Consider the following 12744-nt stretch of genomic DNA (forward strand, 5'->3'; position numbering starts at 1 on the left):
CCGTTCGTCCGGCTGGAGCCATACGCCTCCGTCGTGTCGCCTCCAAGCATGTCCGATGAGGTCGTCTTGCTGGAGGCTGGGTCGGCATGCGTCATCGATACGTACTGGTACCGCGTCGTCTGTACCGATCCGGGCGACGAGTCGTTCATGTTCGGTGCCGAAGGTGAAGGGCCGGGCGAGTTCACCGACCCGACGGGAATCCTTCGTGGCGCGTCAGGAATGATCGGCGTCGTGGACTGGCGGCTCGACCGCGTATCGATGTTCTCGGGATCTGGCACGTTCCTGACGTCCACTCCGGGTATCCCGAGTTTGTTGCTACCCAGCGGTCCTTCGGCCCTGGGTGGGACGCTGGTCGGCAGCTACTACAAGCGCGGCCCGGCTGGCAACTCTTCCTTCGTGAACGCGGAGATCGATATGGCCACGGGTCGTATCGTATGGGAGCGGACGTTCCCCGACGAAGCCGATCTCGTGGATTGTTCGACCCCGACGCCCGGACCGCGCCGCCGCCAGCTTGGGTTCGGATACCACGAGGGGAGCGGCGGTCTTCTGTTCGTGACCTGCTACGGCGAGTTCCTGGTGTGGTACGCCGACCGAGATGCGGAGGAACCGACCGCCATCGTGCGGTCAACATATGTGGAGCGGTACCCGACCGAGGAGGATGTTGCGGCGTCGCTAAGGTTGCTGAATTCGATTCCAGCGGGCGGCTTCCGACCCAACCTCGACGAGGAACAAATCCGGGCGAGACCCAAGGTCTGGTACGGCGCGCGGGTTCTGGACGACCAGCGGCGGTTTTGGGCGGTATCACACTGGAATGCTGGGGATGTGATCCCCGCCCTCAGCCATATCGACATCTACCACCTCACCGATACCGGTCCCGAGTACGCGCTGACGCTACAGGTGGCGGACAAGGTGGTGGGGATGGATGTGCTCGGGAACACGCTCGCGGTCCTGGTGGAACGCGACACCGGCGGCGTGATTTCGGAGCGCCGCGTGGACTGGTTTGACGTTGCCGCCCTGACCGCTCGACGCTGACTGCCGCACCGGCCGCATCGCTCGAGGGCTTCGTGTAAGGTCTCGCCCTCTCCCGGCATCTGGCACGCGGGGAAGATATGCCCCGCTGCGTCCGGAAGAGGCTCGGACGGTAACACGAACCACGGGAGAAGACCCATGCGACGACCACAGCGTACGTTGGCCAGCTTCATGCTGGTGTTGGCGATGGCACTGCCGCTCGCGGGGCAGGTCGCGCCCGACGCGTGTACGGCCTCCTGCCACAGCCGAGCCATGGAAACCTGGAACTGGTGGTACGACACGCTGATCGAACGGGGCGCGAGCGAGGCCATTGCGTACGGGTGGGCCAACACGGAGGGCGGCAGAGTTTTTTGGGGTTGCATGGGGGACGCGTGCGGGTATCAGTAGGACTCCTGGCTGCGGTTCTCCTCCTCGCCTGCCGCGGGGAGGCGGCCGCCCCCGGTGTGACGGTCAACCTCGAACCGTTCGCCTCGGCCAGCCTTCCGGCATCACTCCTGGGTGCCGCCCTGATCAGCCCCGACACGGCCTGTGTCGTCGACCGGTACAGGATCCAGGGCTACTGCGTGGACGTACGCGGGGATTCGCTGACCTTCGGGAAACCGGGCGAGGGCCCGGGGGAACTGGTGATGCCGACCGCGATCACCCGGGGGCCGCACGGAGACATCACGGTGAGTGATACACGCCTGAACCGGATGTCGCGGTTCACACCCGAAGGCGTGTTCGTATCGAGTGCCCCAACGGGTGCATGACCATAGGTCTCATCAGGCAGACGGACAGCACGGCCCTCACCGCGCACATGGCGCCTGACGACCCTGTATACGCCGAGGCGGAGATCCACCTAGGGACGGGCGAGGTCCTGCGGAAGTGGCTGCCCGATCCCTCGGTCGTGGCGTGCCGGACGGCCCCCGGCCCCCGCCAGAAAAAGATCGGCGCCGCCTACCCGGCCGGCGCCGGCATCGTCCATGTGGCCTGCTTCGGCGAGTTCCTGCTCTGGTATCCGTCCGGATCGGGCGAGGCCGTCGTGATCCGGTCGCCGACGTACAGGGAGAGGTTCACGAGCGAAGAGGTGATCGCGAACATGATGCGGGCCCGGGAGAACAACCCGGGCGGCTTCGACCCGGGATACACCGCCGAGGATTTGCGCGCACGCGCGAATCCGTGGTACGGCTCCGCGGGCGTCGATACGGAAGGCCGGCTGTGGATCCTGCGACTCGGGGAAGATGAAGGCGCCTACGTGGACGTCTACGATCTCGAGTCAGCCTCGCTCACGGGGACTGCAGCACTCCATGGCGCCGTGAGCATGATCGATATCCTCGGCAATCGGCTCATCGCGCTCCGCCGCTCCGACGGGCTCACGGACGATGAGGTAGATTGGTACGAACTTCCCGAGGACTGATCGGGCTTCGGCCGCCCATGCCGGACGCCCAACCTTCCGAAGTAGGAAGCGTTCCCGCGGGAACGCCGGGAGTCAGGCCGCGCTGTGCGCCTCGTCGGAGTGTTCGATGCCCGCCCCGCCCATCGCGACGCCGGTACCCACGGTGACGACGCCGAACATGAGGTCGTTGAAGAAGGCCTGCGCGTTGGGCAGATACCCGTGGATGAAGGGCGACAGCATGCTGTAGGCGCCGAGTGCGATCAGGCCCCAGCCGCTGATCCGGTTGATCCCGAGTTTGAACGTGATCGTGACGACGAGGATCGAGCCCCCCAGCACCACGCTGTGCCACCAGAGGAAACCGAACGGATATCCCCAGATGAAGGGTGCGCCCAGGTACCAGAGTCCCAATGCGAGACCGATCCAGCGTGAGGCCATCGAACCTCTCTCGGATGAAACCGGATGAACCCGAAGAACCGGTGCCTATGATGCGCGCCCGCACGGACGAAGGCAAACCTCGGCGGGCGGCTACAACCGGGCGCGGCGCAGGCGGTTCGCGTTGGTGACGACGGAGATCGAACTCAGCGCCATGGCGGCTTCCGCGATGACGGGGTGGAGGAGGCCCAGGAACGCGACCGGGATCGCGACGACGTTGTAGACGTAGGCCCAGAAGAGGTTCTCCCGGATCTTGCGGAAAGTGGCCCGGGCGAGCTTCGTGGCGCGCAGCACGGAGCGCAGATCGCCCTGGACGAGGGTGATGTCCGCGGCTTCGATCGCGATGTCGGTGCCGGTGCCCACGGCGAGTCCGACGTCGGCCGCCTTGAGCGCGGGCGCGTCGTTAATTCCATCGCCCACGAACGCCACGGTGTGGCCTTCGGCGCGGAGCCGCCGCACGGCCTCGACCTTTTGGGCGGGGAGGAGCCCGGCCTGGAAGTGGTCGATTCCGAGTTGCTGCGCGACGGCGGCCGCCACGGCCTCGCGGTCGCCGGTGAGCATGACGGTCCGGAAGCCGCGGCGACTCAGCTCGAGGAGGGTTTCCCGCGCGTCTTCCTTCACCGGGTCGGCGATCGCGAGCGTGCCCCGCAGCCGCCCGCCGGCGGCCACATGGGCGACCGTGCGCGAGTCCGACCCGAAGCGTTCTTCGAGCACCGCGATGTCCTCGCCCGCGACGCCCGCCTCGCGCAGCAGCCGCGTGTTGCCGACGACGACCCGCTCCCCGTCGACGACACCGACGATCCCCATGCCGACCCGAGCCTCCACGTGGGTCGCGCGTGCGATCGGGACGCCGCGACGGCGCGCCTCCCCGACCACGGCGCGGGCGAGGGGATGCTCCGACACGTCCTCGACCGAGGCCGCGAGCGCGAGCACCCGGGCTTCGCCGTCCGCGCGATCGCCGCTCTCCGCTACATCGCCGGGCGGGGGGGCCGCCACGTACACCGCCACCACGCGTGGGGCGCCGAGGGTCAGGGTTCCCGTCTTGTCGAACACGAGCGTGTCGGCCCGGTCCAGCGTCTGGACGGCGGCTCCGTCCCGGATGAGGACGCCGCGGGTCGCCCCGAGGCCGGTGCCGACCATGAGCGCGGTGGGGGTGGCGAGCCCGAGTGCGCACGGACACGCGATCACGAGCACCGCCACTGCGGCGGAGAGCGCGAGCGAGAGCCGGCCCAGCTCCGGGTTCACCCACGGCAGGAAGCCCGATGCCCAGCGTGCGGCCTCGGAGAATACGCCGGGCAGGGCGAACCAGCCCGCGAAGGCGGCCAGCGCGACGACCAGAATCGCGGGCACGAAGACGGCCGTCACCCGGTCCGCGAACTCCTGGATCGGGACCTTGCTCGCCTGCGCTTCCTCCACCAGGCGGATGACGTTCGACAGGAAGGTGTCCTCGCCCACGCCCGTGGCCCTCACGCGTAGCGCGCCGGAGTGGTTCACGGTCGACCCCAGGACGCTGTCCCCCGGCTCCTTCTCTACCGGGATCGACTCACCCGTCGCGAGGGACTCGTCCACCGCGCTCCTTCCCTCGAGGACGACGCCGTCGGTGGGGATCTTCTCGCCCGGACGGATGATCATCACGTCGCTCACCCGCACATCCCGCGTCGGCACCTCGAGTTCGGCGCCCTCCCGTTCGATGCGGGCCGTCGGAGCCTCGAGCGAGAGCAGGGCCTGGATCGCGGAGGAAGAGCGGCCGCGCGCCTTGGCTTCGACGAAACGTCCCGTGAGGTGGATGGAGGCGATCATCGCGCCCACGGGCGCGAAGTTCATGATCATCGGCGCGAGGCCGAGGACGTGGAGGACGGCCCAGACGCCCGTGAGCACGGAGACACCGGCGCCGAGGGCGATGAGGACATCCATGTTGGGCATCCCGCCCCGTGCCGAGCGCCAGGCGCCGCGCAGGGTGTCCGCGCCCGGCCCGGCGAGGACGGCGGCCCCGAGCGCCGTCACCCCCAGATCGAAGACGAGCGGCGACGGCCAGCGCAGCCCGGCGAACATCTCGGGCAACATCCACACCATGGCCGGGGCCGTGAGCGCCCACGCCGTCCACATGGTCCGCCACGCCCGGCGTGAGTGCGCCTCCGTGTCCGCGAGGCGCCTGCGCTCGGCCTCCCCGCGGTCCGCCTCCGCTATGGGCTCGATCTCGTAACCCGCCTGCCCGACCGCCGCGGCGAGTTCATCGAAGCCGACCTCGCGGGTCAGCGTGAGCGTGGCGGACTCCGCCGGCAGGCTCACCGCCGCCTCCACGCCGTCGATCGCGTTCAGGGTCTTCTCGACCGAGCCCACGCAACCCGCGCAGTGCATGCCCGTGATCCGGTACGTCTTCTTCAGGTGGGGCGCGTTCGACATCGGGTCGCCTGCCGTCTACTTGCCGGTGAAGCGCATGAAGAGGTCCGCGATCTCTTCGCGCACGCGGACCGCTGCGTCGCCTCCTTCGGCGATCGCGTGCGTGGCGCAGCGTTCGAGGTGGTTCATCAGAAGTTCCTTCTCGGCCGAACGGAGCGCGGAGTGAACGGCGGCGAACTGCTGCAGTATGTCAGGACAGTACCGCTCGTCCTCCACCATGCGGGCGATGCCCCCGACCTGTCCCCGAATCCGGGCCAGCCGACGGTCGAGGTCGCGCTTCGTCCCCCCCGCGATCCCCATCGCATGCGCCCCCGCCTCGCCCACCGCCATTCACTCCGTACGCTCTTCCCGCTCAACCAGGAACCATCGACGATCTCCCGTAGAATATACTATACTGGGGTATGGTATATGTGGCAAGACGCCGGGAGATCGGTGGCGGCGTTTCGGCGCGGGCTGTTAACCTCAGGGCCATGTTCAAGAAACTGAGGCGGATGGTCGACGACGTGCTCGACCGCATGGAGGCGAAGCAGGACGGCGTCTCGGAAGACGACATCGACCGCGTCATCCAAGCCATGCGCGAGGAACTCGTCGAGACCCGGGCGCGGATCACCGAACTCGAGACGCGGCTCCAGTCGCTGGTGCGTCAGGCCGACCAGGAAAAGAACGCGGCCCGGACCGCCGAGCGGCGGGCGGCGAAGGCGGCCCAGATCGGCGACTCCGAGACGGTCGAGGTGGCGAACCGGTTCGCGGCGCGGCACCGGCAGCGTCTCGAGGTGCTCGTCATCAAGGCCGAGGCGACCCAGGCCGAGATCCGGCAGCACAGGGACGAGGCCGCGCAGGGCGCCGAGCAGCTCAAGAGCGCGATGGCGCGCCGGGATTCGCTGAGCGTGCAGCAGCGGCGGGCGAAGGCGATCAAGCATTCGGCCAGCCGGCTCGACTCGGTCGACGCGTTCGACCGCATGGCCGACAAGATGGAGAGCCGCACCGACCTCGACGACGCGACCCGCGAGGTGGAGGAGACGCTCGATCCGGCGTCTCGTGCGCCACGGCGGGACTTCGCGGCCGAACGCGAACTCCGGGAGGCGCAGGCCGACGCCATGCTCGAGGAGTTGAAGCGCCGGATGTCGAAAGGAAAGTAGAGGAACTGGAAGTAGAGGAACTGGAAGTAGCGGATTCCCCCGGAAGGCGGAGGACCGATGGACCTGCTCACGATCGCCGTCTTCGGCTATCCCCTCATCCTGATCGGCGTCGGGCTGTGGCGCTCCCGGCAGATCAAGAGCCACGCGGACTTCATGGTCGCCGGGCGCAACGTGCCCGTCGCCCTCCTCGTAGGGACGCTCGTCTGCACGTGGATCGGGTCCGGGTCGCTGTTCGGCGGGGCGGGGCTCGCGTACCGCACCGGCATCGCGGAGCTGTGGTTTTCCTTCGGCGCCTGGGCCGGGCTTCTCGTCGCGTTCTATCTTGCGCCGCGCGTGCGTGCGATCGCCAAGTACACGGTCCCGGACCTCCTCGAGCAGCGCTACAACGCGGCGGCGCGCGTCCTCGGCACCGTCGCGATCATCCTCGCGTACGTGACGATCGCCGCCTACCAGTTCCGGGGCGGCGGCTGGATCCTGAGCATCGTCACCGACGGCGCCATCTCGCCCACGGCCGGGATGATCATCACGGCCATCACCATCGTGACGTTCACGGCGCTCGCCGGCATGGTGTCGATCGTCTCCGTGGACCTCCTGAACGGGATCATCATCACCCTCGGCATCATCATCGGCCTCCCGTATCTCGTCTTCTCCAACGGCGGCATCGGGGCGATCGCGGCCGGGCTGCCCGAGGGGCACCTCACGATGATGGGAGGCCACAACGTCCTCTGGGTCCTCGGCGTCGCGCTGCCGACGTTCCTCCTCATCCTGGGTGAGAGCGGGATGTACCAGAAGTTCTTCTCCGCCAAGGACGCGAGGTCCGCCAAGAAGGCGGTGGTCGGGATGTTCGTCGGGGTCGTCTTCATCGAGACCACGCTCGCGCTGATCGCGATCGTCGGCCGAAGCGTATTCCCCGAACTGGCGGATCCGGAGCAGGTGTCGATCGTGGGCCGGGCCGCGTCCGAGACGGTGATCCTCTACATCGCCGCCAACGGACTCCCCGTCATCGGCGGCGCCATCCTGCTCGCGGCGGCGGTCGCCATCGTGCTCTCGACCGGCAACACCTTCTTGCTCGTGCCGTCCACGAACGTGACTCGCGACCTCTACGAGCGCTTCGTGAACCCGGAGGCGAGCGATGCGCGGAAGCTGGGCCTGCAGCGGCTCTTCGTCGTCCTGTTCGGGGGGCTCGGGCTCGTGTTGCTCACGCAGTGGGACACGGTCCTCGAAATGGCGCTGTTCGCCTACTCGCTCATCGGGGCCAGCCTCACCCCCGCGCTGCTCGCCGCCTTCCTGTGGCGCCGCGTCACGGCGCAGGGGGGCGTGGCCTGCATCGCGGGCGGGCTCGTGAGCATCGTCGGGATCGCGTTTCTGTCCCGGCTGGGCGTGAACTTCACGATGACGATCGGAGGCGATCCGTTCAACTTCGCGTCCACCGACTACATCGTGATCCCCGGCGTCCTCATCTCGCTGGGACTGCTGATCGTGGTGAGTCTGCTCACGCCGCCCTCTCCCGAGGAGAAGTGGGAGCCCTTCTTCCGGAAGAACCCTGAACGGCTCTAGCAGTCACGGGCTGCCGGTCCGGAGGCGAGTCTGAAGCCGAGGCCTCCTCAGGCGAGGAGGCCTCGGATTTCGTCGAACTTGCCCGGAGGGCCGAGCACGACGAGGTGGTCGCCGGGTCGTATCGTTTCCCCCGGACCCGGGTTGTAGAGGAAGGGCTCGCCCCCCTCCTCCGTGTCGCCTCGCTCGATCGCGACCACGAGCAGGCCTGTTCTGGCCGGGATCGCGGCTTCGGCCAGAGAGAGCCCCGCGAGCTCCGCCATTGGGGACACGGGCACCTGCTCGATGAGCAGCCCCAGGCCGTCTTCGCCGGATACGTCGACGAAGAGCGTCACGTCCGGACGCAGGACGAGGGAGGCCATCCTAATGCCGCCGGTCGCGTTCGGCGTGACGACGCGGTCGGCGCCGGCTTTCTTCAGCTTCCCGACCGAGTCCTCCGAGCGAGCCCGGCCCACGATGGTCAGGTTCGGGTTCAGCTCCCGCGCCGCCAGACAGACGAAGGCGTTGTCGGTGTCCGCGCTGAGTGCCGCGATGAGCCCCCGGGCGCGGGTGATGCCGGCCGCCAGCAGCGCCTCGTCACTCGCCGCGTCGTTCTCGATGATGAGTGCGTCCGGATCCAGGTGCCGCGCGTTCGCGACGTGCGCGGCGTCTCGCTCGATCGCCACGTAAGGGTCGCCACGGGCGATGAACCTCTTGATCGCGTGGATTCCGGTACGGCCCGTGCCGCACACGATGATGTGGTCTCTGATGCGGTCGATCCTCTTCATGGTTCCGCGTTTCCTGAATGCCTGGCCCATGTTCATCTCGACGAGGGTCGCCGTGATGAGGGCGAACCAGACCGCCAGCATGACGATGCCTCCCGCGATGAGGAAGCCCGCGAACCCGCGGCCGGCCGGCGTGGTGAGGGGCTGGATCTCGCCGTACCCGACCGCCGAGATCGTGATGACGGTCATGTAGAAGGCGTCCGAAAGGCTCCAGCCGGGCATGAGGGAGAAGCCGATCGTCCCCACCAGCAGGAGGGTCGCGGTGATGAGGACCGCCCCGCCGAACCGGGTCCCGAAGCGGCTGGGGTCGAAGTGGAAGCGCACTTACCCGCCCACCGCCCCGCGTTCTAGGCGCGCCACCACGTCCCGACCCTTGATCCGCCGCCCGTCGAGACCGCGGACGACCTCGTCCGCCACGAGGGAATCGACGTCGACGAGGCTGAAGTTGTGCCGAATATCAATGCGGCCGATCTGCCCGCCGGCCGCCGGTGTCTCGCCCGTGATGGCTCCGACGATGTCGCCGGGGCCCGCGCCGTCGCGCTTCCCGACGCCGACGAAGACGCGGGTCCACGTCGGTCGGGTCGCGCGCCGAGCGTGGGCGTCGGTGCGCACCGCGGGTCGGGTCGCCGCCGCGGCCTCCCGGGATGTGGGGGGTTCCCCGGCCTTCGGAGCCGGGCGGGCGTGGTCGGCCGCCCGGAGCATGCCGGCGAGGGCGCCGGCGACGTGCGCGGCACCGTGTTCCTCGATGAGCGGCGCGAGCAGGAGGGCGCCGCTCGCCGCGTCCTGCTGCTGGAGGGCATCGGAGACGCGGGCCCGGAAGGCCGCGATGTCGTCCAGCAGCGCGGCGTCGAGCGGCTCCCCGAGGGGCGCGACCGACAGCCCGGCCCGAGCCGCCGTGAGCTTGAACTGCCGCTCGTGCAGCGCGTCGACGATGGCGTAACAGCGGTCGGCGGTCCCGGCCGCCCGCGCGAGCGGGGCCGGCGCCGGCGGCAGCTCGAAGGCGACCGCGTGCGGAGCGGGATCGACCTGTCCCCACGCCCCGACGTGCACGGGAGCGTCGCCGCCGGGTCCGGCGACGTCGAACCCGGCCGTCGAGAGCGCCGCGCGGACATCGGCGACGGCGGCGGGAGCCGTTTCGACGCTGACGGCGGTCGCCGCGCCGGCCGGCATGATGTCGTGCAGCAGCTCGGCCAGGCGGGCCAGCCGCCCGGCCCGGGTGGCCCGGCTCGCGACGGCGACCGCCGCCCCCGACCCGCGGCCGGCGTCCGGCGCGTCGTCCCCCGCATCATCGAACAGTTCGTTCGGCCAGCGGCGCGCGCGCGGCAGCCAGCCCAGGAGCAGCTCGTCGAACCCCGCGTCGCGGGCGTGAGTCGTCGCGATCCGGCGCGCCCCCTCGTCGCAGGCTTGCAGCACGGCCTCGACGGCCGACCACGCCGGCTCCAGCCCCGGGACATCGTCCAGCACCAGCGTCCTCAGCGCCGTGGCGGAGACGTCACCCTTCCGCACGGCCTCGAGCAGCGGAGCCGGTGGCCCGACGAGGATCGACGCCCTCTCCGCCGCCTCCGGCGTCGCCCCCGGCGCGACGACGACCACGTCGTGCCCCGCCCCCCGCGCCGCCTCGTACATGCGGGCCGCGCAACGCCGCGCCCGGTCCACGGACGCGGTCAGCACGAAGACGCGCCCCTCTCCGTCGCCGGCCGCCGCCAGATCGCGTATCGCCGCCGCCGCGTAGAGCTGCGCGAGGCCCGCCCCCTCGGCGGCGATGAGCGCGAGGTGACGCCCCCGCGCGACCGCCGCCGAGAGCGCCTCGAGCGCTTCCGGCAACGGTGCCTCCGCCGCGACCACTTCCTCCGGCTGGTGCTGATTCAAGAGCGGGATCTTTCCAAAGCGTGGATACAGGTGCGCGAGCGGGCGTCCTCCGGGATCGCTGGCAAGATACGCAAGCCGATGGCCGGCCCAAAGAGCGCCGCCGCGACGTTGACGCCGCCGCGGGCACCGGCCTAACGTCCCACCCCCCCGGCCAGCGGCAGACCCGGGGGCTCTCTCTCATCCCTTTCACAAGGCGAAGCGGATTCCCGTGGTCCAGGCCCTGGAGACGATTCAGGCGTGGGTGTGGGGCGTACCCCTCATCATCCTGCTCCTCATGACAGGCCTCGTGTATACCTTCCTCCTGCGGGGACTGCAGTTCCGCCGCCTGTGGCACGCGCTCTGGCTCGCGCTCGTGAAGCGCCGCGAGCCGGACGGCGAGGGCGACATCTCCCACTTCCAGGCGCTCATGACGGCGCTCGCAGCGACCGTCGGCACGGGGAACATCGTGGGCGTGGCGACCGCCATCGGGGCGGGCGGCCCCGGCGCGCTCTTCTGGATGTGGATCACGGGACTCCTCGGGATGGCGACGAAGTACGCCGAGGCGGTGCTTGGCGTCCGCTACCGGGAGACGGACGCGCGCGGCGAGAAGGCCGGGGGCCCGATGTACTACCTGGAGCACGGCCTCGGGCGGGGCGGGTTCGGGCGGGTTCTCGCGATCGCCTTCGCCGCCTTCGCGACGCTCGCCGCGTTCGGGATCGGCAACGGCGTCCAGTCACAGGCGGTGGCGGACGCGATGAACGAGTCGTTCGGGATACCGCACTGGATCGTGGGTCTCGTCACGGCGGCCGCGGTCGGGTTCGTCATCATCGGAGGCATCCGTTCCATCGGCCGGGTCGCGAGCGTCATCGTGCCGACGATGATCGTCCTCTATATCGGCGTCGCGGGTCTGGTCCTGATCTCCAACGCGGCGGAGATCCCGGCGGCGTTCGGACTCGTGTTCGAGTACGCGTTCGGGGGGCGGGCGGTAGCCGGTGGGGCCCTCGGTTACACCGTCCTGCAGGCGATGCGCTTCGGGGTCGCGCGCGGGATCTTCTCGAACGAATCGGGGCTCGGCACCGGGGCGATCGCCGCCGCCGCCGCGCAGACCCGCGAACCCGTGCGCCAGGCGCTCGTCTCGATGACCCAGACGTTCATCGACACGATCGTCGTCTGCACGTTGACGGGCCTCGCGATCCTCACCACGGGGGCGTGGAGCTCCGGGGCCGAGGGCGCGAACATGACGCAGTTGGCCTTCGACACGAGCCTCCTCGCGGGCGCCGGCGACATCATCGTCGCCCTCGGCCTCGCGACCTTCGCCTTCAGCACGATGCTGGGGTGGTCCTACTACGGTGAACGCAGCTTGGCCTACCTCTTCGGCGCGCGCGCGATCCCGCCCTACCGCCTCGCGTTCGTTGCCGTCGTCGGCCTCGCCGCGGTCGTGGAACTGGACGTCGTGTGGCTCGTCTCGGACATCCTCAACGGCCTCATGGCGGCCCCGAACCTGGTGGGCCTTCTCCTGCTGTCGGGCGTCGTGCGGCGGGAGACGCGGAGCTACTTCGGGCGCGTCTGACGGGACTGCGTGGTCGCCGCCGCTAGCCTTTGAACGGGGGGTAGTGGCCCAGGTCGTAGGCGCGGATCGTGAGGACCCCGCGCGGCGGCACCCCCATGTCGGCCAGGGTACGCATCTCGTCCCGGACGCGCCGCTCGGCGTACTCGGTGTAGAAGTCGGCGGGGTCGTCGGAGGAGCGTTGCAGCATCTCGCGGATCCCGAACGCCTTGGCCGCCTCCACGGTCGTGTCGGCCGGAAGTTCGGCCACGTGCTCGAGCCAGCGGTCGGGCATCATGAGACGAACAGTGATGCGTTCCGTGGCGTTCATTCGGTCGTCGTCCTCTCGGGCGGGTTCAGTGGCGGTTGCGGAGCGTGTAGAGGAACCGCTTCGCGAGGTCGGTCACATCGAGCCCCGCCACGCGGTCCGTCTCCACGCGTACGTTGGTGTGGCCGCCGTCGCGGTCGACCGCGAAGCGGGCCAGCCCGATCTCTCCGGCGAAGGTGAGCGAAGACGCGGTCTCCTCGCGCACCCGGAGATTCGAATGCTCGCCGAAGAAACGCTTCGCGCGTTCGAGGACGTCTTCCGGAGAATGGTCGGTGATGGTGACGTAGCGCATGTGAATCCGGGTTCGGCGATCGGGGCCCGTGATCGGC

The 12744-nt window shown here is 69.5% G+C and carries 14 protein-coding genes; 7 read left to right on the top strand and 7 right to left on the bottom strand.

Annotated features, from left to right (window positions below):
- Positions 1 to 66 precede the first annotated feature (66 nt).
- From ACPXY0_RS00495 to ACPXY0_RS00510, 4 genes are all read left to right on the top strand, one after another.
- Positions 67 to 1032, top strand: coding sequence for a hypothetical protein (locus tag ACPXY0_RS00495; protein ID WP_423927442.1), 966 nt, complete (start codon positions 67 to 69; stop codon positions 1030 to 1032).
- Between the two features lie 135 nt (positions 1033 to 1167).
- Entirely contained in the window at positions 1168 to 1416 is a 249-nt protein-coding gene (locus tag ACPXY0_RS00500) for a hypothetical protein (RefSeq protein WP_423927444.1), read from the top strand.
- Complete coding sequence (locus ACPXY0_RS00505; RefSeq protein WP_423927446.1) at positions 1401 to 1778, top strand: hypothetical protein; 378 nt, start codon at positions 1401 to 1403, stop codon at positions 1776 to 1778. Before ACPXY0_RS00500 ends, ACPXY0_RS00505 begins: the two co-directional genes overlap by 16 nt.
- Entirely contained in the window at positions 1775 to 2425 is a 651-nt protein-coding gene (locus tag ACPXY0_RS00510) for a hypothetical protein (RefSeq protein WP_423927448.1), read from the top strand. Before ACPXY0_RS00505 ends, ACPXY0_RS00510 begins: the two co-directional genes overlap by 4 nt.
- Positions 2426 to 2497: 72 nt before the next feature.
- On the opposite strand, the gene ACPXY0_RS00515 is transcribed toward ACPXY0_RS00510, so the two are convergent.
- From ACPXY0_RS00515 to ACPXY0_RS00525, 3 genes are all read right to left on the bottom strand, one after another.
- Positions 2498 to 2839, bottom strand: coding sequence for an SPW repeat domain-containing protein (locus ACPXY0_RS00515; RefSeq protein ID WP_419934661.1), 342 nt, complete (start codon positions 2837 to 2839; stop codon positions 2498 to 2500).
- 90 nt (positions 2840 to 2929) lie between these two features.
- A complete protein-coding gene (locus tag ACPXY0_RS00520; RefSeq protein ID WP_423927450.1) occupies positions 2930 to 5239 on the bottom strand; it encodes a heavy metal translocating P-type ATPase in 2310 nt (769 codons plus the stop codon).
- Positions 5240 to 5254: 15 nt separating this feature from the next.
- A complete protein-coding gene (locus ACPXY0_RS00525; RefSeq protein ID WP_423927452.1) occupies positions 5255 to 5566 on the bottom strand; it encodes a metal-sensitive transcriptional regulator in 312 nt (103 codons plus the stop codon).
- 80 nt (positions 5567 to 5646) lie between these two features.
- Between ACPXY0_RS00525 and ACPXY0_RS00530 the strand changes: the two genes are divergently transcribed.
- Together ACPXY0_RS00530 and ACPXY0_RS00535 are read left to right on the top strand one after the other, a co-directional pair.
- Positions 5647 to 6375, top strand: a complete 729-nt coding sequence (locus ACPXY0_RS00530; protein ID WP_423927454.1) for a hypothetical protein — start codon at positions 5647 to 5649, stop codon at positions 6373 to 6375.
- 57 nt (positions 6376 to 6432) lie between these two features.
- Positions 6433 to 7932, top strand: coding sequence for a sodium:solute symporter family protein (locus ACPXY0_RS00535; protein ID WP_423927456.1), 1500 nt, complete (start codon positions 6433 to 6435; stop codon positions 7930 to 7932).
- Between the two features lie 47 nt (positions 7933 to 7979).
- Here the strand turns inward: ACPXY0_RS00535 and ACPXY0_RS00540 are convergent, their stop codons facing one another.
- Both ACPXY0_RS00540 and ACPXY0_RS00545 read right to left on the bottom strand, forming a co-directional pair.
- Positions 7980 to 9017 (bottom strand): potassium channel family protein, encoded by a 1038-nt coding sequence (locus ACPXY0_RS00540; protein WP_423927458.1) that lies wholly within the window; start codon positions 9015 to 9017, stop codon positions 7980 to 7982.
- Positions 9018 to 10562, bottom strand: a complete 1545-nt coding sequence (locus ACPXY0_RS00545) for a DbpA RNA binding domain-containing protein (protein ID WP_423927460.1) — start codon at positions 10560 to 10562, stop codon at positions 9018 to 9020.
- A 208-nt stretch (positions 10563 to 10770) separates the two neighbouring features.
- On the opposite strand from ACPXY0_RS00545, the gene ACPXY0_RS00550 reads away from it, so the two are divergent.
- Entirely contained in the window at positions 10771 to 12111 is a 1341-nt protein-coding gene (locus ACPXY0_RS00550) for an alanine/glycine:cation symporter family protein (protein ID WP_423927462.1), read from the top strand.
- 22 nt (positions 12112 to 12133) lie between these two features.
- Here ACPXY0_RS00550 and ACPXY0_RS00555 read toward each other — a convergent pair whose 3' ends face one another.
- Both ACPXY0_RS00555 and ACPXY0_RS00560 read right to left on the bottom strand, forming a co-directional pair.
- A complete protein-coding gene (locus ACPXY0_RS00555; protein ID WP_423927464.1) occupies positions 12134 to 12418 on the bottom strand; it encodes a hypothetical protein in 285 nt (94 codons plus the stop codon).
- Between the two features lie 25 nt (positions 12419 to 12443).
- On the bottom strand, positions 12444 to 12707 hold the full coding sequence (locus ACPXY0_RS00560; RefSeq protein WP_423927466.1) for a hypothetical protein: 264 nt from the start codon (positions 12705 to 12707) through the stop codon (positions 12444 to 12446).
- Positions 12708 to 12744 lie beyond the last annotated feature (37 nt).

The organism is Candidatus Palauibacter sp. (assembly GCF_965237495.1).
Classification (GTDB): Bacteria; Gemmatimonadota; Gemmatimonadetes; order Palauibacterales; family Palauibacteraceae; genus Palauibacter.

Excerpts from the sequence above, each read along its gene's own strand:
- ACPXY0_RS00515 (WP_419934661.1), bottom strand. The coding sequence starts at position 2,839 with ATGGCCTCACGCTGGATCGGTCTCGCATTGGGACTCTGGTACCTGGGC.
- ACPXY0_RS00555 (WP_423927464.1), bottom strand. The coding sequence starts at position 12,418 with ATGAACGCCACGGAACGCATCACTGTTCGTCTCATGATGCCCGACCGC.
- ACPXY0_RS00520 (WP_423927450.1), bottom strand. The coding sequence starts at position 5,239 with ATGTCGAACGCGCCCCACCTGAAGAAGACGTACCGGATCACGGGCATG.
- ACPXY0_RS00560 (WP_423927466.1), bottom strand. The coding sequence starts at position 12,707 with ATGCGCTACGTCACCATCACCGACCATTCTCCGGAAGACGTCCTCGAA.
- ACPXY0_RS00525 (WP_423927452.1), bottom strand. The coding sequence starts at position 5,566 with ATGGCGGTGGGCGAGGCGGGGGCGCATGCGATGGGGATCGCGGGGGGG.
- ACPXY0_RS00500 (WP_423927444.1), top strand. The coding sequence starts at position 1,168 with ATGCGACGACCACAGCGTACGTTGGCCAGCTTCATGCTGGTGTTGGCG.
- ACPXY0_RS00510 (WP_423927448.1), top strand. The coding sequence starts at position 1,775 with ATGACCATAGGTCTCATCAGGCAGACGGACAGCACGGCCCTCACCGCG.
- ACPXY0_RS00535 (WP_423927456.1), top strand. The coding sequence starts at position 6,433 with ATGGACCTGCTCACGATCGCCGTCTTCGGCTATCCCCTCATCCTGATC.